Source organism: Bradyrhizobium sp. ISRA442 (assembly GCF_038085055.1).
Lineage (GTDB): Bacteria > Pseudomonadota > Alphaproteobacteria > Rhizobiales > Xanthobacteraceae > Bradyrhizobium.
On sequence record NZ_JALGCN010000021.1, the window covers coordinates 36,083 to 60,303 of the forward strand.

The 24,221-nt window shown below is 64.2% G+C and carries 22 protein-coding genes; 17 read left to right on the forward strand and 5 right to left on the reverse strand.

Annotation, left to right across the window (positions count from 1 at the left end):
• Window positions 1–2: 2 nt before the first annotated feature.
• Window positions 3–836 carry a cytochrome c oxidase subunit II gene (locus MTR72_RS31455; protein ID WP_280964558.1) on the reverse strand — a complete coding sequence of 278 codons (834 nt, stop codon included), beginning with the start codon at window positions 834–836 and terminating at the stop codon, window positions 3–5.
• Between the two features lie 555 nt (window positions 837–1,391).
• Here MTR72_RS31455 and MTR72_RS31460 point away from each other — a divergent pair.
• Complete coding sequence (locus MTR72_RS31460) at window positions 1,392–2,297, forward strand: DUF2189 domain-containing protein (RefSeq protein ID WP_280964557.1); 906 nt, start codon at window positions 1,392–1,394, stop codon at window positions 2,295–2,297.
• Between the two features lie 195 nt (window positions 2,298–2,492).
• Here the strand turns inward: MTR72_RS31460 and MTR72_RS31465 are convergent, their stop codons facing one another.
• Window positions 2,493–3,680 (reverse strand): DUF2865 domain-containing protein, encoded by a 1,188-nt coding sequence (locus MTR72_RS31465; RefSeq protein ID WP_280964556.1) that lies wholly within the window; start codon window positions 3,678–3,680, stop codon window positions 2,493–2,495.
• A gap of 127 nt (window positions 3,681–3,807) precedes the next feature.
• A complete protein-coding gene (locus MTR72_RS31470) occupies window positions 3,808–4,113 on the reverse strand; it encodes a hypothetical protein (RefSeq protein ID WP_280964555.1) in 306 nt (101 codons plus the stop codon).
• Between the two features lie 285 nt (window positions 4,114–4,398).
• Between MTR72_RS31470 and cysS the strand changes: the two genes are divergently transcribed.
• The 4 genes from cysS (at window position 4,399) to MTR72_RS31490 (ending at window position 8,670) form a co-directional block, all read left to right on the forward strand.
• Window positions 4,399–5,778, forward strand: coding sequence for a cysteine--tRNA ligase (gene cysS, locus MTR72_RS31475; protein ID WP_280964554.1), 1,380 nt, complete (start codon window positions 4,399–4,401; stop codon window positions 5,776–5,778).
• A gap of 115 nt (window positions 5,779–5,893) precedes the next feature.
• The gene (locus MTR72_RS31480; protein ID WP_280964553.1) at window positions 5,894–6,385 is read left to right on the forward strand and encodes a GNAT family N-acetyltransferase; all 492 of its coding nucleotides are present in this window, start codon (window positions 5,894–5,896) and stop codon (window positions 6,383–6,385) included.
• A gap of 178 nt (window positions 6,386–6,563) precedes the next feature.
• Window positions 6,564–8,171 carry a citramalate synthase gene (gene cimA / locus MTR72_RS31485; RefSeq protein WP_341511760.1) on the forward strand — a complete coding sequence of 536 codons (1,608 nt, stop codon included), beginning with the start codon at window positions 6,564–6,566 and terminating at the stop codon, window positions 8,169–8,171.
• Window positions 8,172–8,292: 121 nt separating this feature from the next.
• Window positions 8,293–8,670 (forward strand): VOC family protein, encoded by a 378-nt coding sequence (locus MTR72_RS31490; protein ID WP_280964551.1) that lies wholly within the window; start codon window positions 8,293–8,295, stop codon window positions 8,668–8,670.
• 4 nt (window positions 8,671–8,674) lie between these two features.
• On the opposite strand, the gene MTR72_RS31495 is transcribed toward MTR72_RS31490, so the two are convergent.
• Window positions 8,675–9,280 (reverse strand): LOG family protein, encoded by a 606-nt coding sequence (locus MTR72_RS31495; protein WP_280964550.1) that lies wholly within the window; start codon window positions 9,278–9,280, stop codon window positions 8,675–8,677.
• 200 nt (window positions 9,281–9,480) lie between these two features.
• Between MTR72_RS31495 and MTR72_RS31500 the strand changes: the two genes are divergently transcribed.
• The 4 genes from MTR72_RS31500 (at window position 9,481) to MTR72_RS31515 (ending at window position 14,026) form a co-directional block, all read left to right on the forward strand.
• The gene (locus tag MTR72_RS31500) at window positions 9,481–11,436 is read left to right on the forward strand and encodes an ABCB family ABC transporter ATP-binding protein/permease (protein ID WP_280964549.1); all 1,956 of its coding nucleotides are present in this window, start codon (window positions 9,481–9,483) and stop codon (window positions 11,434–11,436) included.
• A 73-nt stretch (window positions 11,437–11,509) separates the two neighbouring features.
• Entirely contained in the window at window positions 11,510–12,214 is a 705-nt protein-coding gene (locus MTR72_RS31505) for a phosphatidylserine decarboxylase (protein WP_280971406.1), read from the forward strand.
• 86 nt (window positions 12,215–12,300) lie between these two features.
• Entirely contained in the window at window positions 12,301–13,185 is an 885-nt protein-coding gene (locus MTR72_RS31510; RefSeq protein WP_280964547.1) for a CDP-alcohol phosphatidyltransferase family protein, read from the forward strand.
• A 121-nt stretch (window positions 13,186–13,306) separates the two neighbouring features.
• Window positions 13,307–14,026, forward strand: coding sequence for an RraA family protein (locus MTR72_RS31515; RefSeq protein WP_280964546.1), 720 nt, complete (start codon window positions 13,307–13,309; stop codon window positions 14,024–14,026).
• 13 nt (window positions 14,027–14,039) lie between these two features.
• Here the strand turns inward: MTR72_RS31515 and MTR72_RS31520 are convergent, their stop codons facing one another.
• Window positions 14,040–14,330 carry a hypothetical protein gene (locus tag MTR72_RS31520; RefSeq protein WP_280964545.1) on the reverse strand — a complete coding sequence of 97 codons (291 nt, stop codon included), beginning with the start codon at window positions 14,328–14,330 and terminating at the stop codon, window positions 14,040–14,042.
• Between the two features lie 101 nt (window positions 14,331–14,431).
• Here MTR72_RS31520 and MTR72_RS31525 point away from each other — a divergent pair, with 101 nt between their 5' ends.
• From MTR72_RS31525 to MTR72_RS31560, 8 genes are all read left to right on the forward strand, one after another.
• A complete protein-coding gene (locus MTR72_RS31525) occupies window positions 14,432–15,256 on the forward strand; it encodes an SDR family NAD(P)-dependent oxidoreductase (protein ID WP_280964544.1) in 825 nt (274 codons plus the stop codon).
• Between the two features lie 221 nt (window positions 15,257–15,477).
• The gene (locus MTR72_RS31530; protein WP_280964543.1) at window positions 15,478–16,251 is read left to right on the forward strand and encodes a motility protein A; all 774 of its coding nucleotides are present in this window, start codon (window positions 15,478–15,480) and stop codon (window positions 16,249–16,251) included.
• Between the two features lie 24 nt (window positions 16,252–16,275).
• Window positions 16,276–17,106 (forward strand): OmpA/MotB family protein, encoded by an 831-nt coding sequence (locus tag MTR72_RS31535; RefSeq protein WP_280964542.1) that lies wholly within the window; start codon window positions 16,276–16,278, stop codon window positions 17,104–17,106.
• Between the two features lie 172 nt (window positions 17,107–17,278).
• Entirely contained in the window at window positions 17,279–19,177 is a 1,899-nt protein-coding gene (locus tag MTR72_RS31540) for a potassium transporter Kup (protein WP_280964541.1), read from the forward strand.
• Between the two features lie 143 nt (window positions 19,178–19,320).
• On the forward strand, window positions 19,321–21,249 hold the full coding sequence (locus tag MTR72_RS31545; RefSeq protein ID WP_280964540.1) for a potassium transporter Kup: 1,929 nt from the start codon (window positions 19,321–19,323) through the stop codon (window positions 21,247–21,249).
• A gap of 160 nt (window positions 21,250–21,409) precedes the next feature.
• On the forward strand, window positions 21,410–21,736 hold the full coding sequence (locus MTR72_RS31550) for a rhodanese-like domain-containing protein (RefSeq protein WP_280964539.1): 327 nt from the start codon (window positions 21,410–21,412) through the stop codon (window positions 21,734–21,736).
• A 7-nt stretch (window positions 21,737–21,743) separates the two neighbouring features.
• Window positions 21,744–22,925, forward strand: a complete 1,182-nt coding sequence (locus tag MTR72_RS31555) for an aminotransferase (RefSeq protein ID WP_280964538.1) — start codon at window positions 21,744–21,746, stop codon at window positions 22,923–22,925.
• Between the two features lie 5 nt (window positions 22,926–22,930).
• Window positions 22,931–24,043: a polyamine ABC transporter substrate-binding protein gene (locus MTR72_RS31560; RefSeq protein ID WP_341511761.1), complete on the forward strand. Its 1,113-nt coding sequence runs from the start codon at window positions 22,931–22,933 to the stop codon at window positions 24,041–24,043.
• Window positions 24,044–24,221: the final 178 nt, after the last annotated feature.

The window sequence follows — 24,221 nt, forward strand, 5'->3', positions numbered from 1 at the left end:
TGCTACTTGCTGCCGGCTTGATACGTCGCCTTCACGACGGCCTTTCCGGACGACAATTCTGCAAACGTTTTCTGTTGGTCCAGCCAGGCGTGATATTCATGCTCTTCGTCGACGATGACCTTGGCCCGCATCTGATAATGGGCAGCGCCACAAAGCTCCGCACAGAGAACGTCGAACGTTCCGGTTCGGATCGGTGTTATCCAGAAATACGTCACCACGCCTGGAACCATGTCCATCTTGGCCCGGAATTCGGGCACGTAGAAATCGTGCAGGACATCAACCGAGCGGAGGAGAACCTTGACCGGCTTTCCCACTTGAAGGTGCAGGTCGCCGTTCTCGATCACGACGTCGTCCTGCGATTGTGCATCGTCGCGATTGAGCCCCATCGGATTGTCGGGTCCGATGTTGCGGACATCGGATGTGCCGAGCCGCCCATCCTTGCCCGGAAGGCGGAAGCTCCATTGCCATTGTTGGCCCATGACTTCGACCTCGGTGGCATTCGCTGGCACCGTCACGAACTGGTGCCAGACCACGAGCCCGGGCGCCAGCATGGCCGCGACGCCGACGCCGGTCCCGACGCTAAGCCACCATTCGAGCTTTTTGTTTTCCGGATTATAGTCAGCCCTTCTTCCCTCCTTGTGGTGAAAGCGGAAGACGCAATAGGCCATGAAGGCGATGACCGCGACGAAAACGAAGCCCGTGATCCAGAACGTGATGTTGATGGTGTGGTCGATATAGGCCCAGTTCGTGGCGATCGGCGTCCACCACCACGGGCTGTAGAGGTGAAACAGCACCGAGCCGATCGCGACCAAAAGCAGTATCAGTGCGACAGCCATCCTGATCCATCCTTGCCATCAAAGGCTGCGGATACGAATCCGGGGCGGAGCTCACGTCTGTCGCGATGGCTGGCTTTTCTTGGTTGGCGTCTATGCCATCGCCGGCCTCTTGCCTCGCCCATTCCACTGGTCGCGACAGCAAGAGAACCGTCGTGACCACCAATCTCATCGGAGCTAAGGGCGTCTGCGTTTAAAGATGATCCCAGCCGAACCCGGCGTCAATAGAGCATGTCGGCGTGCTGATGTGGCGCGGGCGTTGCTGTCGCCCGGGAAATCGGCAGAGCGTCGGTTGCACCTGTTAGGTGGCGGCCGCTTGGTTGACGCAACGCACAAATATGTGCGGATGCACAATTCACCCAACCGTGAGTGCAGTCGTTTTCCGTGCGCGCTAAGCTTGTGATGCAGGTCGCGACGGGTTCCGTCCGGCCAGGCTCGTTTCGCTGAACCTGGGTTGCGGTACTCGGCCCATCGCGTTTCTCGCTCGAGAGGCGGACACGCGTGGCTGAAAAGCGCGTGTTATCGAAACCGCGATTTTCAGCACGGGAGGGTGCGTTCATGGCCACTCTGTACTCCCACGACATCTTGAGGCGGCATGTATTCGGCGAAGCGGCCTCGTATCCCATCCGCAAGATCAGTTTGTCCGACCTGACCGAGGCGCTGCGCCTGGGTTGGGAGGATTTCCAGGCGATGCCAAGTCACGCGCTCGTTGTGTGCGTGATTTATCCCGTTCTCGGTCTCGTCCTGTTCAGGATGGTCCTCGGTTATTCGGTGCTGCCGCTGTTGTTTCCGCTGGCCGCCGGGTTTGCCTTGATCGGTCCCTTTGCCGCGATCGGTCTCTACGAACTCAGCCGTCGCCGCGAGCGCGGCGAAGAGGTCGGTGCCTGGGACGCGATCAAGGTGCTGCGCGCGCCGTCGTTCGGCGCGATGCTCGAGCTTGGCGTGCTCCTGCTCGTCCTGTTCGGGGCCTGGATCGGTGTCGCCAATGCAATCTACGTCACGATCTTCGGCAACGCGCCGGCTGCAAGCATCCCCGACTTCGCAACGCGCGTGCTGACGACCCCGGAAGGCTGGTGGCTCATCATCGTCGGTTGCGGTGTCGGCTTCCTGTTTGCGGTCGCGGCCCTGTGCATCAGCGTCGTGTCGTTTCCGTTGATGCTCGACCGGCATGCGACTGCGATCGATGCGATCCGCACGTCGCTGCGAGTGGTGGCGGCGAATCCGGTTGCGATGGCCGGATGGGGCCTCATCGTGGCAGCGTTGCTCGTGCTCGGCTCGCTGCCGCTGTTCGTCGGTCTCGCTGTCACTCTGCCGGTGCTCGGTCATGCCACCTGGCACCTCTATCGGCGGGTGGTCGAGCCGAATCCGAATCCCCCGGACGAGCCGCCGCCGCCCCCGAAGGGGAGGCGCTATGCAGCGGATTTTCCCGCCAACCTCTTCCCGTGGAGCCGCGAGGGCGAGTAGCGCCGAGAGCGCCGGTTGCGACGTTCGAGGGATAACGGTTGCGAGTGAGACGGGCGATTGCGCCCCCGTTGATCGCTGTCACCATCCGCGAAGGCGGATGATGAGTACTCCGCGGCAGACGTCATAGAAACCGACTGGTGCCGCGGAGTACTGGATGCCGCGCCTGCGCGGGGCATGACAGTTGCACAAGGAGGCCTACTTCTGCTGCTGCGGCAGGAAGGTCGGCCCGACCGAGCGGATCGGCTTGTTCTCGGAGGTTGCAGCCGTGGTCGTATCCGCAGGCGGTGCCGCGGCCGGCGTGTTGGCCGTGACCGGCGGCGGCGCGCCCTTCTTGGCATTGGCGGGCGTGCCCTTGGCGAGCTGCCGCTGCTGCATCTTCTTGGCGCTCTCCTCGGTGACGATGATGTCGCCCTGCTGCTCGGCGGCGGCCTTGTCGTCGACCGATTTCAGCGCGTCGGCCCAGCTCTGGCCCGCAGCCTTGCATGAGCAGGACGGGTTGAACTCGCTGCGGAATTTGAACGCATTCGGCAGCGCCGTGTAGGGCTGGCCGCTGACCGAGACGGCGGAGTTCATGTCCTCGCCGGGATTGCGATAGGCATAGAGTGACGCGTCCGCCGCCGGGCACAGCGCCTTGCAGGTCTTCTCGTCGTCGGGGAACCGCGCCGGCACGGTCGCGAACGAGATCGGGAAATAGGCGCCGTCGCAGGTACGGACACATACGGTACGATAGGTGCCGGACTGCGGGCCGAGATCGGCCGGCGGCGGGGCGCCGGGCGGATTGTTGGCGCTGTTGCCGCCGCCGAACAGATTGCTCAGGAAGTTGCCGCCCTGTGACTGCGCCGCGTTGGCATATTGTGGCCCGCAATTGTTCTGCGCGAGCGCGAGCAGCACCGAGCGGCGCTGGTTGTCGCGCTCGGGGCTGAAGCCGCCGGGGCCGCCGCCGCGCAAGCGCTCGAGACTGGCGGTGATCTGGTCCAGATTGGCGCGCATCTGCTGGATCTGGGTGTTGACTGGACCGCATTGTGCCGACTGACCGCTGAACAGCGAGAAGAAGCCGGAAGAATCGCAGCCCATGCGCTTGGCCTGCATCGTGACGCGATCGAGCTCGGCCTGCTGGCGGGTCTGGGAATCCTGGTAGCGACGGATCTGGTCTTCGCGCGCCGGATCGCCACCCGCGCCGCGGTCGAGCGCGGCGAGTTGTCCCTCCAGCCGCGCGCACATCGGGTTCGGCCCGAGCCCGCCCTGCGGGGGTGGAGGCGGAGGTCCGGGCGGACCTGCCTGCGCGAATGCGTCAGTGGCGAGCGTCAGCGCGCTCAGAAGCACGGCACTTGCAAGGAGGAAACGAGAGCGAGGCAGGGACAAAAATTCAGGCATATCCGCCATTCTAGCGAGGTCGCGGCCCCACGGACGGTGGTGCCAAAGCGCGCCTTCCAATACCCGCTTCTCGGGGCATCGTCACGTCGTTTCCGGGGTGCAGATTGGGTCTAAGACCCGCCAGTTCTGCGCGAATTCAGCGCTGACAGGTGATTGCAACATATTCGTCGCAATGGCCATGGGAGCAGTTTGCGCCGGGTTTGGGGACGGAGCCGGTAATTTCGTCGGGATCGACCCGACGATAGGCCGAGGCCTGGGCGAAATCCCGCGACTGGCAATAGGTGCGCGCGATCTGCGCGCCGCATTTCTCGCCCCTGGCGAGGCATTGGTCGATGCCGTAGCCGTCTGCCTGGCTATTGATGATGAAGACGCGGGTCTCCGCCGATGCAGCGGTCGCAGCGACGATGAAGGCACTGGAGAGGAGCGCGAGCAGGGGTCGCATGGTGCACCGGGGGCTGGGGGAACCGCCAGCTTCCGAATAAACTCAAAAGGTTAAGGATGATGAACGATCATGGCGAGGCGAGCGCGCTTTGCGGAGAGAAGACGGCATTTTCGCGGCTCCCTTGACGCCGGGCCCCTTCGTGGCCCATATGTTCCCGCATGAACGGTCTCCTCGCCATTTGCGCCATTTGCGAGATTACGAGCTAGCGATTCGCTGGCTGGAGCCGTCTTTTCTCAAAACCATTGAGAGCATTGGACGCCCGGCCAACAGCCGATGGGTATCCATATGGAATTGCGCCTTTACGATACGCTGACGAAGGACAAGCGGCCGTTCGTGCCGCTCGATGCGAAGAACGTCGGCATGTATGTCTGCGGACCGACGGTCTATGACTTCGCCCATATCGGCAATGCGCGGCCCGTGATCGTGTTCGATGTGCTGTTCCGGCTGCTGCGCCATCTCTACGGCGAGGCACACGTCAAATACGTCCGCAACATCACCGACGTCGACGACAAGATCAACGATCGCGCCGCGCGGGATTTCCCCGGCCTGCCGCTGAACGAGGCGATCCGCAAGGTCACCGAGGAGACGGGCAGGCAGTTTCATGCCGATGTCGATGCGCTCGGTGCGCTCAGGCCAAGCGTCGAGCCGCGCGCGACCGAGCATATCGGTGAGATGCGCGAGATCATCGAAAAGCTCGTCGCCGGCGGCTTTGCCTATGTCGCCGAGGATCACGTGCTGTTCTCGCCGCAGGCGATGAATGCGGCCAACTCGGAGCTGCCGCGCTACGGCGCGCTGTCGAAGCGTTCGCTCGACGAGATGATCGCCGGCGCCCGCGTCGACGTCGCGCCCTACAAGCGCGATGCGACTGACTTCGTGCTGTGGAAGCCGTCCAAGCCCGGCGAGCCGTCATGGCCGTCGCCGGCGGGCATCAAGGCGCAGGGCCGTCCGGGCTGGCACGTCGAGTGCTCGGCCATGGCCTGGAAGCATCTGGGTAAGCATTTCGACATTCACGGCGGCGGTATCGATCTCGTGTTTCCGCACCACGAGAACGAGGTCGCACAGAGCTGCTGCGCCTTCCACCAGTCGCGCATGGCGAACTACTGGATGCACAACGGATTCCTTCAGGTCGAGAGCGAGAAGATGTCGAAGAGCCTCGGCAACTTCATCACCATCCGCGACCTGCTCGCGGATTGGCCGGGCGAGGTGCTGCGCCTCAACATGCTCAAGACGCATTACCGTTCGCCGATCGACTGGACCCTGAAGTCTCTGGAAGAGAGCGCCAAGACGCTCGACGACTGGTATCGCCTTGCGGCCGACGTCGAGCCCGGCAAGCCGGCGGTGTCCGTGATTGAACCGTTGCTCGATGACCTGAACACCCCTCTGACGATTGCGGCGCTGCACGGCCTGCGCAGCGATGCGGGCGCTTTGGCGGCATCGTTGCGCCTGCTCGGCTTCCTCTCCGAGAGCGCGGCGCAGTGGGAGGGGCGCAAGCAGCAGGCGAGCGGCATCGATGCCAAGGAGGTCGAGCGCCTGATTTCGGAGCGGACCGCGGCGCGTGCGCGAAAGGACTTCAAGGAGTCCGATCGCATCCGCGATCAGCTCGCCGCGCTGGGGGTTGCGATCAAGGATTCCAAGGAGGGGACGAGTTGGGAGGTTGCGCGATGAAGCGGCCCGACACGCCCTTTCCCAGGCATTGGCTCTACTACATTGCGCTGAAAATCCTGCTTCTCGCGGCGGCCGTGGCGCTGGCGCTGAAGCTCTATGGGATGTGGTGAGGACGATGGGACAGACTTTGCCAAAACCTGGCTTGCGACCCTTCCTGCCGGCCGACGTGCCGGTCCTCGCCGCGATCTTCGCCGCAAGCATCGAGGAGCTGACCGGCGACGACTACAACGAGGCGCAGCAGGAAGCCTGGATGGCGGCGGCGGAGGACGAGGAATTCGGCCGCCGGCTCGCCGCCGACCTGACGCTGATCGCCACGCTCGACGGTTCGCCCGTGGGCTTTGCCTCGCTGCGCGGCAATGATCAGATCCGCATGCTCTATGTGCACCCGGCAGTGAGCCGGCAAGGGATTGCGACCATGCTGGTCGATGCGCTGGAAAAGCTCGCCGGCGGCCGCGGCGCGAAGAGCCTGACGGTCGATGCCAGCGACACCGCACAGGGCTTCTTCGCCAAGCGCGGCTACGCTGCCCAGCAGCGCAACAGCGTCACTGTCAACGACGAGTGGCTGGCCAACACCACCATGAAGAAGACGCTCGGAGCACCGCAATGAGCAAGGAGCGCCTTTATCTCCTGGGATCCTCTCTCTTCTCCCTCCCCCCTTGCGGGGGAGGGTTGGGGAGGGGGGTAGCCACAAACTCCCATCTCTCCCAGGGCACCCCCCAGCCGGCGATGCTGCGCATCGTCGACCTCTCCCGCAAGGGGGGAGGTAACAACAACGGACGGCGTTCATGAGCACGCAAGCAAAAGAGCGCCTCTATCTGTTCGACACCACGCTGCGCGACGGCGCGCAGACCAATGGCGTCGATTTCACGCTGGCCGACAAGCAGATCATCGCGACAATGCTGGATGAACTCGGCATCGACTATGTCGAGGGTGGTTATCCCGGCGCCAATCCGCTCGACACCGAATTTTTCGGCACCAGGCCGGAGCTCAGCCATGCGCGTTTCACCGCCTTCGGCATGACGCGTCGGGCAGGCCGCTCAGTCTCCAACGATCCCGGTGTGGCCGCGCTACTCGAGGCAAAGGCCGATGCGATCTGCTTCGTCGCAAAATCCTCGGCCTATCAGGTCCGCGTCGCGCTCGAGACCACCAAGGACGAAAACCTCGCCTCGATCCGCGACAGCGTCAGCGCAGCAAAAGCCGCCGGCCGCGAGGTGATGCTCGATTGCGAGCATTTCTTCGACGGCTACAAGGAAGACGCGAGCTTCGCGCTCGCCTGCGCCAAGGCGGCCTATGAGGCCGGCGCGCGCTGGGTCGTGCTGTGCGACACCAATGGCGGCACCATGCCGCACGAAGTCGAGGCCATCGTTACCGAGGTCCTCGAGCACATCCCCGGCGATCACGTCGGCATCCACGCCCATAACGACACCGAGCAGGCGGTGGCGAATTCGCTCGCTGCAGTGCGCGCCGGCGTGCGGCAGATCCAGGGCACGCTGAACGGGCTCGGGGAGCGTTGCGGCAACGCCAATCTCTGCTCGCTGATCCCGACGCTGAAGCTCAAGAAGGAGTTTTCGGACGTCTTCGAGATCGGTGTGACGGGCGAGAAGCTGGCAAGCCTGGTAAAGGTCTCGCGCATGCTCGATGACATGCTCAACCGCGCGCCGAACCGGCACGCGGCCTATGTCGGCGAGAGCGCTTTCGTTACCAAGACCGGCATCCACGCCTCGGCCGTGCTGAAGGATCCCCAGACCTACGAACATGTCGCGCCTGACGCGGTCGGCAATCACCGCAAGGTGCTGGTGTCCGACCAGGCGGGCCGCTCCAACGTCATTGCCGAGCTCGACCGTGCCGGCATTGCTTACGAGAAGAGCGATCCGAAGCTGACGCGGTTGGTCGAGGAGCTGAAGGAGCGCGAGGCGGCCGGCTACGCCTATGAATCCGCCAACGCCTCGTTCGAGCTCCTGGCGCGTCGCACGCTCGGCAAGGTGCCGCATTATTTCGAGGTCGAGCAGTTCGACGTCAATGTCGAGCAGCGCTACAACGCGCTCGGCGAGCGCGTCACCGTGGCGCTGGCCGTGGTGAAGGTCGACGTCGCCGGCGAGCACCTGATCTCGGCGGCCGAAGGCAACGGCCCCGTCAACGCGCTTGACGTCGCACTGCGCAAGGATCTCGGCAAGTACCAGAAATACATCGAGGGCCTGAAGCTGATCGACTACCGCGTGCGCATCCTCAACGGCGGCACCGGCGCGGTCACGCGCGTCCTGATCGAGAGCGAAGACGAGAGCGGCGATAGCTGGACCACGGTCGGCGTGTCCCCGAACATCATCGACGCCTCGTTCCAGGCGCTGATGGATTCGGTGATCTACAAGCTCGTGAAGTCGGGCGCGCCGGCGTAGGCGCACAAATACCGTCATTGCGAGGAGCAAAGCGACGAAGCAATCCAGACTGTCTCCGCGGATACACTTCTGGATTGCTTCGCTTCGCTCGCAATGACGAGGAGAGGGGGAAGCGTCACCAATGATCGACCACATCTCCGTCGGCGTCGGCGATCTCGAACGCTCGGCAAGATTCTACGAAGCAACCCTCGCGGCCCTCGGGCTCGCGCGGCTCGTCACGCGGCCACGGACGGTCGGCTTCGGCAAGTCCTACCCCGAGTTCTGGATCAACCTGCGCGAGGGCATGCCGTATGTATCGCCCGAGAGCGGCGTGCACATCTGCCTGCGTGCGAGGACAACGTCTGAGGTCGATGCGTTTCACGCTGCGGCGCTTGCGGCGGGTGGCGCATCGGACGGTGTGCCGGGCATCCGTCCGCATGACCGCGTGCGCTACTACGCGGCCTTCGTCGTCGATCCCGACGGCAACCGGATCGAGGCGGTGACGTTTCCGGCGGAGTAGGCCGTTAGAGCCGCCGCGCCACGTCCGGCGCGAGATCCTTCTCCGCCTCGGCGACCTGCGCCGCAGCCGACTTCAGCTTCGGCAGGATCTCCTCGACGCGGTCGGCCTTGAGGATGTCGACCTTGAGGCCGTCGCGAATGAATTGTGTCTGGCGCATGTGCGACAGCAACGAGAACAGCGGCTCCCAGAAATTATCGATATTGGCGAGCAGCACGGGCTTGGCGTGACGGCCGAGCTGCTTCCAGGTGAGCTGCTCGACCAGCTCCTCCAGCGTGCCGACGCCGCCCGGCAGCGCCACGAAGGCGTCGGAGCGTTCGAACATCAGCCGCTTGCGCTCGTGCATGTCGGGGGTGACGATCATCTCCTGCACGCGGGTCAGCGCGTTCTCGCGCAGCGTCAGGAAATCCGGAATGATGCCGGTGACGCTGCCGCCATGATCGAGGGTCGAGGTTGCAACCGCTCCCATCATGCCGAGCGAGCCGCCGCCATAGACGAGGCGGACGTTGTTCTCGGCGAGGGCCTTGCCGAACGCTTTGGCGCCTTCGATGAAGCGGGGATTTGTTCCAGGGCCGGAGCCACAATAGACACAGACGGTTTTGATCGTGCTCATTGGCTCCATGATGCATTGCAGCGAAGGGGCGTCAAGCCCAATCGGTGATTCGCGTACCCCGAAGATCTACCGGTAAATGACGACAAACAATCAAAGAATTGGTTCCTGGCGGGGTGCGTTCAGGCGCGGAAGCCTCTATATGACAGGCGAAAATTGCAAATCTCAACGGGCCCGCATCCGGCGGGCCTTCAGGCTTTTGGATGGATCACCCTCATTCGCCCGTCGGCGCCGAAGCGCCCCAAGCGGCCGCCACATTGCCGGAGCGGGCTACCCTGATCGGGACGCTGGCGCATCTGTGGCCCTATATCTGGCCGAGCGACCGTTTCGACCTGAAGATGCGCGTGGTCTGGTCGATGGTGCTGTTGCTCGCGGCCAAGCTGATCACGCTGACCGTGCCGTTCAGCTTCAAATGGGCGACGGATGCGTTGACCGGCGCCAACACTGCGCCGCTACAGGCTGACAACTGGCATCTCTGGGTGATCGCATCGCCCCTGCTGCTGACCGCGAGCTACGGCGCGATGCGCATCCTGATGGCGGTATTGACGCAGTGGCGCGACGGCATCTTTGCCCGCGTCGCCATGCATGCCGTGCGCAAGCTCGCCGCCATCACCTTCATCCACATGCACGAACTGTCGCTGCGCTTCCACCTCGAGCGCAAGACCGGCGGTCTGACGCGCGTGCTCGAGCGCGGCCGCGAGGGCATCGAGGTCATCGTGCGCATGGTGATCTTGCAGCTCATCCCGACCATCGTCGAGGTCTCGCTCTTGATGGCCGTGCTGTTCTGGCAGTTCGACTGGCGCTACGTGGTCGCCACCCTGATCACCGTCGCGGTCTACATGTACTACACCTACATCGCGACCGAGTGGCGGATCGGCATCCGCCGCAAGATGAACGATTCCGACACCGAGGCGAACACCAAGGCGATCGACTCGCTGCTCAACTACGAGACGGTGAAGTATTTCGGCGCCGAGGCGCGCGAGGCGCAGCGCTACGACCGCTCGATCGCGCGCTACGAGGAGACCAGTACCCACAGCTATACCTCGCTCGCCGTGCTCAACACCGGCCAGGCCGTGATCTTCACGCTGGGACTCACGGCGACCATGCTGATGTGCGCGATCGGCGTGCGCCAGGGACACAACACGGTCGGCGATTTCGTGCTCATCAACGCCATGATGATCCAGCTCTACCAGCCGCTCAATTTCATGGGCATGGTCTATCGCGAGATCAAGCAGGCGATCATCGACATCGAGAAGATGTTTGGCGTGCTGGGACGCGAGGCCGAGATCAAGGACGCGCCGAATGCGAAGCCGCTCATGGTCTCTTCGGGCACCGTGCGCTTCGAGGACGTGCGCTTCGCCTATGAAGCGGCGCGGCCGATCCTCAAGGGCATCAGCTTCGAGGTGCCGGCCGGCAAGACGGTCGCGATCGTAGGTCCCTCGGGCGCCGGCAAATCGACCATCTCGCGCCTCCTGTTCCGCCTCTATGACGTGTCCGGCGGAAAGATCCTGATCGACGGCCAGGACATTCGCGACGTCACGCAGGGCTCGCTGCGTGCCTCGATCGGCATGGTGCCGCAGGATACCGTGCTGTTCAACGACACCATCCGCTACAACATCCGCTATGGCCGCTGGGACGCCAGCGACGCCGAGGTCGAGCAGGCGGCACGGCTCGCGCAGATCGACCATTTCATCCGCATGGCGCCGAAGGGTTACGAGACCCAGGTCGGCGAGCGCGGGTTGAAGCTGTCGGGCGGCGAGAAGCAGCGGGTGGCGATCGCGCGCACCGTCCTGAAAGCGCCGCCGATCCTGGTGCTGGACGAGGCGACCTCGGCGCTCGACACGCATACCGAGCACGAGATCCAGGGTGCGCTCGACCGCGTCGCCAAGAACCGCACCTCGCTTGTGATCGCGCACCGGCTTTCCACCATCGTCGGCGCCGACGAGATCATCGTGCTGGAGCAGGGCCGCATCGCCGAGCGCGGCACCCACACGAGCCTGCTCGCGCTCGGCGGCCTCTATGCCGGCATGTGGAACAGGCAGCGCGAGGCCGAGGCGGCGCGCGAGAAACTGGCAAGGATGGGCGAGAGCAGCGAGGCGCCCAACCGGGAGCCGCCGCCGGTCCAGGATGTCCTGACGACGCCTGCGGCCGCCGAGTGACCTTGTCTCTGATCCCAACTCTGGCCTAAACAACTCCGGCGCGCGTGGCGCGCAATCAACTCTTCAGCGGCAGATAGCGATGTCCATTCTCGATTCGATCCAGCGTCAGATCCCGCCGATCCACAAGGAAGGCTATCCCTTCATCGGCGCCTTCGCGCTGGTAAGCCTCGTCCTGTTCTGGCTGTGGTCGCCGCTCGGTTGGATCGGGACCGTGCTCACGGTGTGGTGTGCGCTGTTCTTCCGCGACCCCGTGCGCGTGACTCCGGTGCGCGAGGGGCTCGTGGTGTCGCCGGCCGACGGGCGCGTGTCGATGATCACGATGGCGCTGCCGCCGGCCGAGCTCGGCCTCGGCGATCGCCCGCTGCCGCGGGTCTCGATCTTCATGAGCGTGTTCAATTGCCATGTGAACCGCAGCCCAGTGGCGGGCAGGGTGGACCGCATCGCCTACCGGCCCGGCCTGTTCATCAATGCCGAGCTCGACAAGGCGAGCGAGGACAATGAGCGCAATTCGCTGGTCATCTCGACGCCCACGGCGCGGATCGGCGTGATTCAGATCGCGGGGCTGGTGGCAAAGCGCATCGTCTGCTTCGTCAAGGAAGGGCAGGCGATCGGGGCCGGCGAGCGCTTCGGCCTGATCCGCTTTGGCTCGCGGCTCGACGTCTATCTGCCGCTCGGCACCAAGGCCCTGGTCTCGGAAGGGCAGACCGCGATCGCCGGCGAAACGATCCTGGCCGATCTTTCCGCCGACGACCCGGGCCGCACCTACCGCGCCAATTAACCATTACATCGGCGAAAGGGGCGTTCCGCCGCAATGGCGGAGGGGGAAGCGGCTTGCTATATCTCGCCTTAAGGTGAGGACGAGCCATGACGCCCTATGACTTCAAGTATCCGGATGCTGCGCGCCGCCGGCGGTTCCGCCCGATCCCGGTGCGGATGCTGGTGCCCAACGTCATCACGCTGCTGGCAATCTGCGCGGGCCTGACGGCGATCCGCCTCTCGATCGAGGGACGGATGTCGCTCGCCGTCTACGCCATCGTGTTCGCGGCGGCGCTTGACGGCATCGACGGCCGCATCGCGCGCATGATCAAGGGCCAATCGAAATTCGGCGCCGAGCTCGACAGCCTTGCCGACTTCGTCAATTTCGGCGTCGCGCCGGGCCTGATGCTGTACTTCTGGCAATTGCACGAGCTCGGCAACGCTGGCTGGATCGCCGCCATGGTATTCGCGATTTCCGGCGGCCTGCGCCTCGCGCGCTTCAACGCCACCATGGACGATCCCGACAAGCCGGCCTTTGCCGCCAATTTCTTCACCGGCGTGCCGGCGCCCGCCGGCGCGATCACGGTGCTGCTGCCGATCTATGTTGCGTTCCTGGAACTCGGGCGCTGGCCTGCCGCGGTAACGGCGGCCTACACGCTCCTGATAGGCTTCTTGATGGTGTCGCGCCTGCCGGTGTTCTCCGGCAAGACCATGCGCATGCGCGTACCGCCTGAGCTGGTGCTGCCGGCCTTCGTCGCGGTGATCTTCTTCATCGCGCTGCTGATCAGTTATCCCTGGTACATCCTCTCGGCCGGCACGGTGCTGTATCTGCTCAGCCTGCCGCTTGGCTACAAGTCGTACCGCGACCAGGCCCGCGCCGCGGGGGCCACAGCGCCGTCAACCAGTGAGGTGGCGCAGCCGCAATCATCCGCGGCGCTCGCGGCAAACCTGCCGGATCAGGCGCACGACGACCGGCCCGAACGGCTGCACTGAGCGGTCGCGTGCAAATATCTGCCATGAGGCCCAGTGAGTTGGGTTGAGGCCCGATCTCGGCTATATCGCCCTGTGCCGGCGGCATCGCGCCAAAGCAGCCGCCAATCTGGGAGAGAACGCCGTGACGAATTCCGCGACCGGGCTGCTGCCTGCTTCCGTCCTCGAAGCGCTGGGCCGTTATGACACGCCGACGATCTGCAACGCCATGGAGATCGTGGCGCCGGAGCGCCGGCTCATCGGCTACACCACGAAGCAGTTGGTCTGCCCGTTTCCGGATCTGCCGCCGATCGTCGGCTATGCCCGCACGGTTGCGATCCGCTCCGTCCTGAAATCCTCGCTGCCGGCGGAAGAGCAGGCCAAGCGCCGCATCGAATACTACGAATATGTCGGCACTGGCCACGGCCCGCGTATCTCCGTGATCCAGGACATCGACGGTCCCGACGTCGGCTATGGTGCGTTCTGGGGCGAGGTGCAGAGCAACGTGCACAAGGCGCTCGGCTGCCTCGGCGTCATCACCGACGGCTCGATCCGCGACATCCCGCAATGGGCCCCGGGCTTCCAGGCGCTCGCCGGCTCGATCGGCCCGTCGCATGCCTGGGTCCATGCGGAGAGCTTTGGCGGCGAGGTTCGCGTCGCGGGCATGACCGTGAAGTCCGACGATCTGATCCACGCCGACCAGCACGGCGCTATCGTGATCCCGCTCGACGTCGCCGCTAAGCTTCCTGAAGCCGCCGAGCTCTGCGGCCGCCGCGAGACGCCGATCCTGGAGATCGCGCGCAGCCCCGATTTCTCGCTGGAGAAGCTGAAGGCCGCGCTGAAGCGTTCGGCGGAGATTCACTGACGGCGTGAACGATCTACGGCCGCGATGTCGGTCGTTGGCCGCCCTGCTCCAGGAACAGGGCGGCCTGATCCGGCTCGCCGAGCATTGCGGCGGCGCAGCCAATCAGGATGAATCCGCCGGCAAAATCCCATAGAGTGATGCCTTCCGCATTGTCCGGGGCTCTCATGAGGCGCGCGGCGATCACGGCGAAGGCGGCCTCGACAAAAAGCACGATGCTGAATGCCGGTAGGACAAGCTCCGGTTCAAGCAGGTGGAGCGCCAGAACCGCGGGCAGCGCGGTGAGAAGACTGAACAGCATCAGCATTGCGAATGGCTCTCGCGATAGAGCATGCCGCACCCAGATAATACCTTGTCCTTGATGTTCCCGACCCGTGGCGCAGGGCCGCAGCCGGAGGTGCTGGCACGATGAAGATGAGTGACAAGACAGTCTTGATAACCGGCTCAACGGACGGCGTCGGCCGCTACGTTGCTCGCCGGCTGGCCGAAGACGGTGCAAAGGTCCTGATTCATGGCCGTGACGCCCTGCGTGGCAAAACGCTGATCGACGAGATCGTGAAGGCCGGTCATGTCGCGCCGACGTTTTACCAGGCCGACCTGTCGTCGTTGTCGGGCACGCAAGAGCTCGCCGCGGCCGTGATACGCGATCATCGCCGTCTCGACGTCTTCGTTAGCAGTGCCGGCATCGGCTCGCAGAACGGCGGGCCGCAACGCCAGGAGAGTGCGGACGGCCATGAGCTGCGCTTCGCCGTGAACTATCTCTCCGGCTTCCTCCTCGCGCATCTCCTGCTGCCGCTGCTCAAGACCGCTTCTCCTTCGCGCATCGTCAACGTTGCCTCGCTTGGCCAGCATCCGATCGATTTCGACGACGTCATGATCACGAAGGGCTACAGCGGCTCGCGCGCCTATGCGCAGAGCAAGCTCGCGCAGATCATGTTCACCATCGATTTCGCGGAAGAGGTGAAGGGCATGGGCATCACCGTGAACTCGCTGCATCCGGCGACCTACATGAACACCACGATGGTGCGCGCCGGCGGCATCACGCCGATCTCGACGGTGGAGCAGGGCGGTGCGGCGATCCTGCATCTCATCGAAGGCGACGACATCGCCGGCCGTAGCGGCCTGTTCTTCAACGGCATGAACGAGGCGCGCGCCAATCCGCAAGCCTACGATGCCGACGCCCGCAAGCGCCTGCGCGCGCTTAGCCTCAAGCTCGTGGGGCTGTCGTCCTAGACCTCAGGGCGGCCGCTTATGGTTAGCAAAGTGTTGAGTTTCCGGTCGCCGGACGGCGAAGCCGGCGTCCTCTCGGCACGTCCCGCGCCGGTTCGCCGCGTCGTCCGCACTTAACCTTTACGCGTCTTTAATGGCGGCCAATTAGGGTTTCCGATGCGGTTCGGGGTTGGGCCGTGCCATCGGCCAGGACGGCCGTTGTTGCGTTCGCGTTGGAGTCTCCCATGGATATCATGACGGGCGCCGGCCTCGTTGCAGGCATCATCGTCATCTCAGTGATGATGATCATGGGTGGCGACCTCCACATGTTCATCTCAGAACATGCGATGATCATCATCTTCGGCGGCTCGATCTCCGCCACCATGATCCGCTTTCCCCTCAGCGCGCTACTGCATGGCCTCCCGCTCGGCGCCAAGTTCGCCTTCACCATGAGCCGGCTGTCGGCGCATGATCTCGTCGACGAACTCGCCCGCATCGCCGAGATCGCCCGCAAGCAGGGTCCGGTCGGCCTGGAAAAGGTCGAGACCGACGAGCCGTTCCTCGCCAAGGGCATCCGCTACGTCGCCGACGGCTACGACCTCGACTTCATCCGCGACAATCTCGAGCGCGACCGCGACAATTTCCTCATGCATCTCGACGAGGGCAGCAAGATCTACCGCGCCATCGGCGACTGCGCCCCGGCCTTTGGCATGATCGGCACCCTGATCGGCATGGTGCAGATGTTTGCCAACATGACCGATCCCTCCAAGCTCGGCCCGTTCATGGCGACCGCGCTGCTCGCGACGCTCTACGGCGCGCTCGTGGCGAACCTGTTTTGCCTGCCGATCGCCGACAAGCTTCACGGCAAGCTGCTCGACGAGGAGACCAACCGCACGCTGATCATCGACGGCATCCTGATGATCCGCGACTCCAAGAGCCCGACGCTCGTGCGCGAAATGCTGCTGGCCTACCTGCCGGAGAAACATCGCCACGCCGAGGGCGAGCCGGTGCCGGCCTGACGCCGCCCGCCGGGATCGTAAGACATGGCCAAGAAGAAGCGCGGCGATGCACATGGAGGCGGTCACGGCTGGTTCGTGACCTTCGCCGACCTGATGGGCCTGATGATGAGCTTCTTCGTGATGCTCGTCGCGTTCTCGACGCAGGACGCGAACAAGCTGAAGATCGTCGCCGGCTCCATGCGCGACGCCTTCGGCATCCAGAGCGAGGCGCGCTATGCCGGCATCGTCGAGGCCGACGGCCTGCCGACGCGTCCGCGGCTGAAGAACATCGACCACATCCAGCCCGAAGATGCCTCCAACACGCCGACGCCGGACCAGGAGGATCGCAACCGGACCTCGGGCGCCAAGATCAAGGTCGATCGTGACTTTGCGCTTGCCGCGGCCTCGCTCCGCCAGGCTTTGCAGGACATGCCGGAACTGACCGAGATGTCCAAGCACATCATGTTCGAGGAGACCAAGCAGGGCCTCAATCTCGAGATCGTCGACCAGGACGGCCGCTCGATGTTTCCCGACGGCTCCAAGGTGCCCTATGATCGCACCCGCCGCCTGATCGAGAAGCTCGCGATCCCGCTCAAATCGACGCCGTTGCGAGTCTCCATCGCCGGACATACGGCTGCCGGCCTCGTGCCGACGCGCGGCGACTATGGCGCGTTCGATCTGTCGGCCGATCGCGCCAACGCCGTGCGCCAGATTCTCGAACGTGAGGGCCTGCCGCCGTCGCACATCTTCGCCGTCTCCGGCAAGGCGGATACCCAGCCGCTGTTTCCCGACGACCCGTCGCTCGCCGCCAATCGGCGGGTGACGATCACCCTGATGCGCGAAGATCCGCCGTTGCCGCCGAATTTGAAGCCGTAACGCTCTTGCGCTACCATTTTACCTGAGGCATGTCGTCGCGCTGGTGATGGGCGTGGCGGCGCCGTCACAGCGTCGGCTCCGGCGCCTGCTATATGCTGTGACAATTGACAGGCGCGCCGGAAGCGTCAAAAGGCGCCGGATCAATTCCAGGGAAGAAGCGTTCTCCACCCTCATGACGGCGAGCATCACATCGACCGAGGCCCAGGAAGGGCCGGTCACCTCGGGTTTTTGGGCCCTCACGCTCGGGAGCATCGGCGTCGTCTTCGGCGATATCGGCACCTCGCCACTCTACGCGTTTCACGAGGCGGTCAGCGGCGCGGCCCATGGTCAGCCGGTCTCTCGCGTCATCGTGCTCGGCGTGCTTTCGCTGATCCTATGGGCGCTCCTGATCGTCGTCACCGCCAAATACGTCCTGCTCTTGCTGCGTGCGGACAATAAAGGGGAGGGTGGCACGCTTTCGCTGATGGCGCTCGGCCAGCGCGCGTTGGGGCGGCGAAGTTGGTTCCTGCTCGCGCTCGGCGTGGTCGGCGCCTCCATGTTCATCGGCGATTCCATGATCACGCCGGCGATCTCGGTGCTGTCGGCGGTCGACGGCCTCAAACTCGCGACGCCGGCGTTCGAACACTACGTGGTGCCGCTGACGGTGCTCATCCTGGCGGTGCTGTTCGCGGTGCAGAGCAAGGGCACCGCGCTGGTGGCGTCCGCCTTCGGTCCGGTCATGGTGGTGTGGTTCGCGAGCCTGGCTGTGATGGGCATCGTTCACATCGCCGATGACCCGTCGGTGCTGGCTGCGATCAATCCGTACTACGCGCTGCAATTCCTGCTATCGCACGGCACGATCGGCCTGGTGACGCTCGGCGCCGTCTTCCTGGCGGTGACCGGCGGGGAGGCGCTCTATGCCGATCTCGGCCATTTCGGCCGCAAGCCGATTCAGTCCGCCTGGTTGTTCTTCGTGCTGCCCTCGCTCCTGATCAACTATTTCGGGCAGGGCGCGCTGGTGCTGTCCGATCCCAGCGCGATCGAACACTCCTTCTATCGCATGGTGCCCGAGCAATTGGTGCTGCCGCTGGTCGGACTCGCGACGGCCGCGACCGTGATCGCGAGCCAGGCGGTGATCACCGGCGCCTATTCGCTGGTGTATCAGGCGGTGCAGCTTGGTCTCTTGCCGCGTTTCGAGGTTCGATACACCTCCGAAACCCACGCCGGCCAGATCTATCTGCCGCGCGTGAACCGGCTGCTTTTGATCGGCGTGATGCTGCTCGTGCTGTTGTTCCGCACCCCCAGCGGCCTGGCCTCGGCCTATGGCATCGCCGTTTCCACCACCATGGTCGCCGATGGCATCATGGGCTTCATCGTGATCTGGAAGCTGTGGAACTGGCGTGCGGCAACCGCCGCGGCGGTGATCCTGCCCCTCGTCATGGTCGACATCACTTTTTTCAGCGCCAATCTTCTCAAGCTACTCGAGGGCGCTTGGGTGCCGTTGCTGTTCGGCGTGGCCATGGTGGCGATGATCTGGACCTGGCGCCGGGGCACGGGGATTCTGCTGCAGAAGACCCGCCGTATCGAGGTGCCGCTGGACGACCTGATCCGAAGTCTGGAGAAGCGGCCGCCGCACATCGTCAGGGGCACCGCGGTCTTCCTCACCAGCGATCCCGCCTTTGTGCCGACCGCGCTGTTGCACAACCTGAAGCACAACAAAGTGCTCCACGAGCACAACGTGATCCTGACCATCGAGACCGCGCAGACACCGCGGGTCGATCTGTCGGAGCGGTTCCGCATGGAGAAGATCAGCGACAAGTTCTCCAAGGTGCGCTTGCGCTTCGGCTTCATGGAGCAGCCGAACGTGCCCAAGGCTCTGGCGATCGCCCGCAAGCAGGGCTGGCAATTCGACATCATGTCGACGTCGTTCTTCGTGTCGCGCCGGTCACTGAAAGCCTCGGCGCAATCCGGCATGCCGCTCTGGCAGGACCATATGTTCATCGCGCTGAGTCGGTCCGCCAATGATGCGACCGACTATTTCCAAATTCCCACCGGCCGAGTGGTTGAAGTCGGCACGCAGGTCACTATTTGAACGCGATTGGCGGACTTATGCGATTTTTGCATGGCGAGGGCCCAAAATCGGGCTAGGCCATGCCGGCAGCGCAGGACTATAAGCCGCGCGCTCTCTTCCGCCATTGTGCAGTGAAGCATTTTTAGAGGCCACCAGTCTCTCCCATGACCAGTGACGTAGCAGTTCCCGCCCCGGCGACGGTGGCGGCCAATGGGCATGGCGAGGCCCATACCACCGCAGGGTTCGGCGCGCTGACGCTTGGCGGCATCGGCGTCGTCTATGGCGATATCGGCACCAGCCCGCTCTACGCGTTTCGCGAGGCGGTCATGGTGGCCTCGGGCGTGGAAGGGGCGCCCACGACCGCCGCTGTGCTCGGCGTGGTCTCGCTGATCCTGTGGGCGCTCATCGTCGTGGTGACGCTCAAATACGTCGTGATCCTGCTCCGCGCCGACAACAATGGCGAGGGCGGTACGCTTGCCCTGATGGCGCTGGCACAGCGCGCGGTCGGCACCCGCGGAGCGACGATCGTCCTGCTTGGCATCATTTCCGGCGCCCTGTTCTATGGCGATGCCGTGATCACGCCGGCGGTCTCGGTGCTATCGGCGATCGAAGGCATGAAGGACGTCACCTTGACGTTCGAGCCTTACATCGTCCCGCTGACCGTGGTGATCCTGCTCGGTCTGTTCGCCGTGCAATCGCACGGCACTGCCCGCGTCGCGGCGTTTTTCGGGCCGGTGATGTGCGTCTGGTTTGCGGTGATCGCGGTCGCAGCGGTCGGTCCGATCATCCAGCAGCCGCAGGTGCTGTACGCGCTGAACCCGCTCTACGCAGTGTCCTTCATGCTCCACCACGGCATCATCGGCTTCGTCACGCTGGGCGCGGTGTTCCTGGCGGTCACGGGCGCCGAGGCGCTCTACGCCGACCTCGGCCATTTCGGCAAGCGGCCGATCCAGACCGCCTGGCTGTTCATCGTGCTGCCGTCGCTGGCGCTGAACTATCTGGGGCAGGGGGCGCTGGTCCTGGATGATCCCGGGGCGATCGTGAGCCCGTTCTTCCAGTTGTTTCCGCAAGGCTGGTTCCGCGGGAGCATGGTCGTGCTGGCCACCATGGCGACCGTCATCGCGAGCCAAGCCGTCATCACCGGCGCCTATTCGCTGACGCGCCAGGCGATCCAGCTCGGGCTTTTGCCGCGATTTGAAATTCGTCATACCTCTGAGGCCCATTCCGGCCAGATCTTCATTCCGCGCATCAACCAGCTTCTGCTTGTCGCCGTGATGCTGATGGTGCTCCTGTTCCGCTCCTCCAGCGCACTGGCCTCTGCCTATGGCATCGCCGTCACCGGCACCATGGTGGTCACAGCGATGATGGGCTTTGTCGTGATCTGGAAGGTCTGGAGGTGGTCGCCGCTCGCCGCGGCCGCGCTGATCGCCCCCTTCCTCTTCCTCGACCTGACCTTCCTGACCGCGAACCTGCTCAAGGTGTTCGAGGGCGGCTGGGTGCCGCTGGCGCTCGGCTCGCTGATGATCCTCTTGATGTACACGTGGCGGCGCGGCAGCCGGCTGCTGTTCGACAAGTCGCGCAAGCTCGAATTTCCGCTCGCCGACCTCGTGGCGATGCTGGAGAAGCGGCCACCCCAGCGCGTGCCCGGAACCGCCGTATTCCTGACCAGCGACCCGCTCAGCGCGCCGACGGCGCTCATGCATAGTCTGAAGCACTACAAAGTGCTGCATGAGAAGAATGTCATTCTCACCATCGAAACCGCGCAGACCCCGCGCATCGATCCGGCCGAGCGCGTCAAGCTGGAGCAGATCAGCCCGACCTTCTCCAAGGTGACGCTGAAGTTCGGCTTCATGGAATCGCCCAACGTGCCGAAGGCGCTGGCGATCGCCCGCAAGCTCGGCTGGCAATTCGACATCATGTCAACCTCGTTCTTCCTGTCGCGCCGGGCGCTCAAGCCTGCCGCCCATTCCGGCATGCCGCGCTGGCAGGACCGGCTGTTCATCTCGCTCAGCCGCTCGGCCAACGACGCCACCGATTATTTCCAGATCCCCAGCGGCCGCGTGGTCGAGGTCGGAACGCAGGTGACGATCTGAGGCGCCCGTTCCGAAAGCTGCGCTTCAAGTCCGTGCGATTTAGCTTTAACTTGCAGGGCATCGCTCAAGCCTTTGTAGCGCTTGATTTTCGTGAGCCGAGAGGCGAGGTTGCCGCCGCCGGGATCGCTTTCCGGCGCGCGCTCGGACGTTGGAGGATGATTTGTCAAACCAGGTACAGGATCTCACCCCGGACGAGGTCTCCAAGGGTGTTTCGGAAGGGCGCTATCTGCTCGTCGACGTGCGCGAGCCCAACGAGGTCGCCGCTGAAGCCTATCCCTACGGCGTCGTGGTACCGCTCTCGACCTTCGACCCCAAGGCGATTCCCGATCCCCAAGGCAAAGAGGTCGTGTTCGCCTGCCGCTCCGGCAAGCGCTCGGTGACGGCCTCGCTGGCGGCGCAGGCGGCCGGCCTTGCCTACGACAAGCATCTGGCCGGCGGCATCCTCGGCTGGAAGGCGGCGGGTCTTCCCACCAAGGTCGGTGGCTGACCCCGTAATGACGACCAAGAGCTCCTCGCTGAACAAGGTCTTCGCCGACCTTCCCGTCACCATCTTCGAGGCGATGTCGCAGGCCGCACGCGACAATGCCGCCATCAATCTCGGCCAGGGCTTTCCCGACGATCCGGGTCCCGAGGACATCCGCCGCGCCGCGGCCGATGCCTCGCTCAACGGCTACAACCAGTATCCGTCGATGATGGGCATCCCGGAGCTGCGCCAGGCCATCGCGACGCATTACGGCCATTGGCACGGCCTCAAGCTCGATCCGATGAGCGAGGTGATGGTGACCTCCGGCGGCACCGAGGCCCTGACCTCAGCCATCCTGTCCGTGGTTCAGCCCGGCGATGAGGTCGTCTGCTTCCAGCCGGTCTATGATTCCTACTTGCCGATCATCCGCCAGGCCGGCGGTGTTCCGCGCCTCGTGCGGCTCGAGCCGCCGGGCTGGCGACTGAATGAGGACATGCTGAAAAGCGTCTTCAATTCAAAGACCAAGGCGGTGCTCTTCAACAATCCGCTGAATCCGTCCGCGGTGGTTTATCCACGCGAAGACCTCGAGCTGCTTGCCCGCTACTGCCAGGAGTTCGACGTCATCGCGATCTGCGACGAGGTCTGGGAGCACGTCACTTTCGACGAGCACAAGCACATCCCGCTGATCACCATCCCCGGCATGCGCGAGCGCACCATCAAGGTCGGCTCGGCCGGCAAGATCTTCTCGCTGACCGGCTGGAAGATCGGCTTCGTCTGCGCCGCGCCGCCGCTGCTCCGCGTTGCGGCCAAGGTGCATCAGTTCCTCACCTTCACCACCGCGCCGAACCTCCAGGCCGCCGTCGCCTACGGCCTCGGCAAGCCGGACGAGTACTTCCTGTCGATGCGCAAGGACCTGACGCGCAGCAGGGACCGCCTGACCAGGGGCCTGGAGAGCCTCGGCTTCCCCGTGCTGAAGTCGCAAGGCACCTACTTCCTCACCGTCGACCTCTCGCCGCTCGGGCTGAACGAGAGCGACGCCGAGTTCTGCTGGCGGATCGTCAGGGACTACAAGGTGGCGGCGATCCCGGTGTCGGCCTTCTACGAGCAAGACCCGGTGACTTCGGTGGTGCGTTTCTGCTTTGCCAAGAAGGACCAGACGCTCGACACCGCACTGGAGCGGCTGTCGGACGCGGTGCGCCGGCGCAAGGGTTAGATGAGATGACGAACGTCAGCCGCTCGGGGCTCTGCTTTGGTTTGGCCATCGCCGCAGCGCTGACGCTGCTCTCCCGGCCCTCGGTGGCCGAGGAGCGCGTCGTCAACTTCTACAACTGGTCCAACTACATGGCGCCGGGTGTCCTTGAAGACTTCACCAAAGAGACCGGCATCAAGGTGGTCTACGACACCTTCGACGCCAACGAGACGCTGGAGACGCGCCTGATGGCCGGCAAGTCCGGCTACGACGTCGTGGTGCCGACCGCCTATTTCCTGCAGCGCCAGATCAAGGCGAACATCTTCCAGAAGCTCGACAAGTCGAAGCTGCCGAACCTCGCCAACGCCTGGCCCTTCGTGACGCAGCACCTTGCGACCTACGATCCCGGCAACGTCTACGCTGCCAACTACATGTGGGGCACGACGGGCATCGGCTACAACGTCGCCAAGGTGAAGGCGATCTTGGGAGCGGACGCGAAGATCGATAGCTGGGACATCGTCTTCAAGCCGGAGAACCTCGCCAAGTTCAAAGACTGCGGCGTGCACATGCTCGACTCCGCCGACGACATCTTCCCGGCGGCGCTGAACTATCTCGGGCTCGATCCGAACTCGACCAAGCAGCCTGACCTCGAGAAGGCCGCGGACGTCGTAGCAAAGGTCCGCCCCTCCGTACGCAAGTTTCACTCGTCGGAATATCTGAGCGCGCTTGCGACCGGCGAGATCTGCCTGGTGGTCGGCTGGTCCGGCGACATCATGCAGGCGCGCGCCCGCGCCACTGAAGCCAAGAGCGGCATCGAAATCGGCTACGCCATCCCGAAGGAGGGCGCGCAGATGTTCTTCGACAATCTGGCGATCCCCGCGGATGCCAAGAACGTTGGGGAAGCCTACGAGCTGATCAACCATCTCTACCGCCCGGATGTCGCGGCGAAGAACTCGGACTTCCTGTCCTACGCGAGCGGCAACCTTGCCAGCCAGAAGCTGGTCGATCCGAAGATCCTGAACGACCGGAACATCTATCCGGACGAAGCGACGCTCGCAAAACTCTTCGTCATCACCGCCCGCGAACCCGCCACCCAGCGCATCATCAACCGGCTCTGGACCAAGGTGAAGACGGGAAGGTAGAGGGGGCCGCGATCCTTCCGGGGATCAACCCGGCAACTCAATTCCGTAAAACAACCCCATGCAAAGTAGAACCGCTACCGGCGCGTTGCCGGCGGTGACGGTGCTTAAGTCGGGATGCGGTTTGGTTTAATCGCCCCGCAGGCGCAAAAAACCTGAAGCACTTCGCAGGACGAGCCTG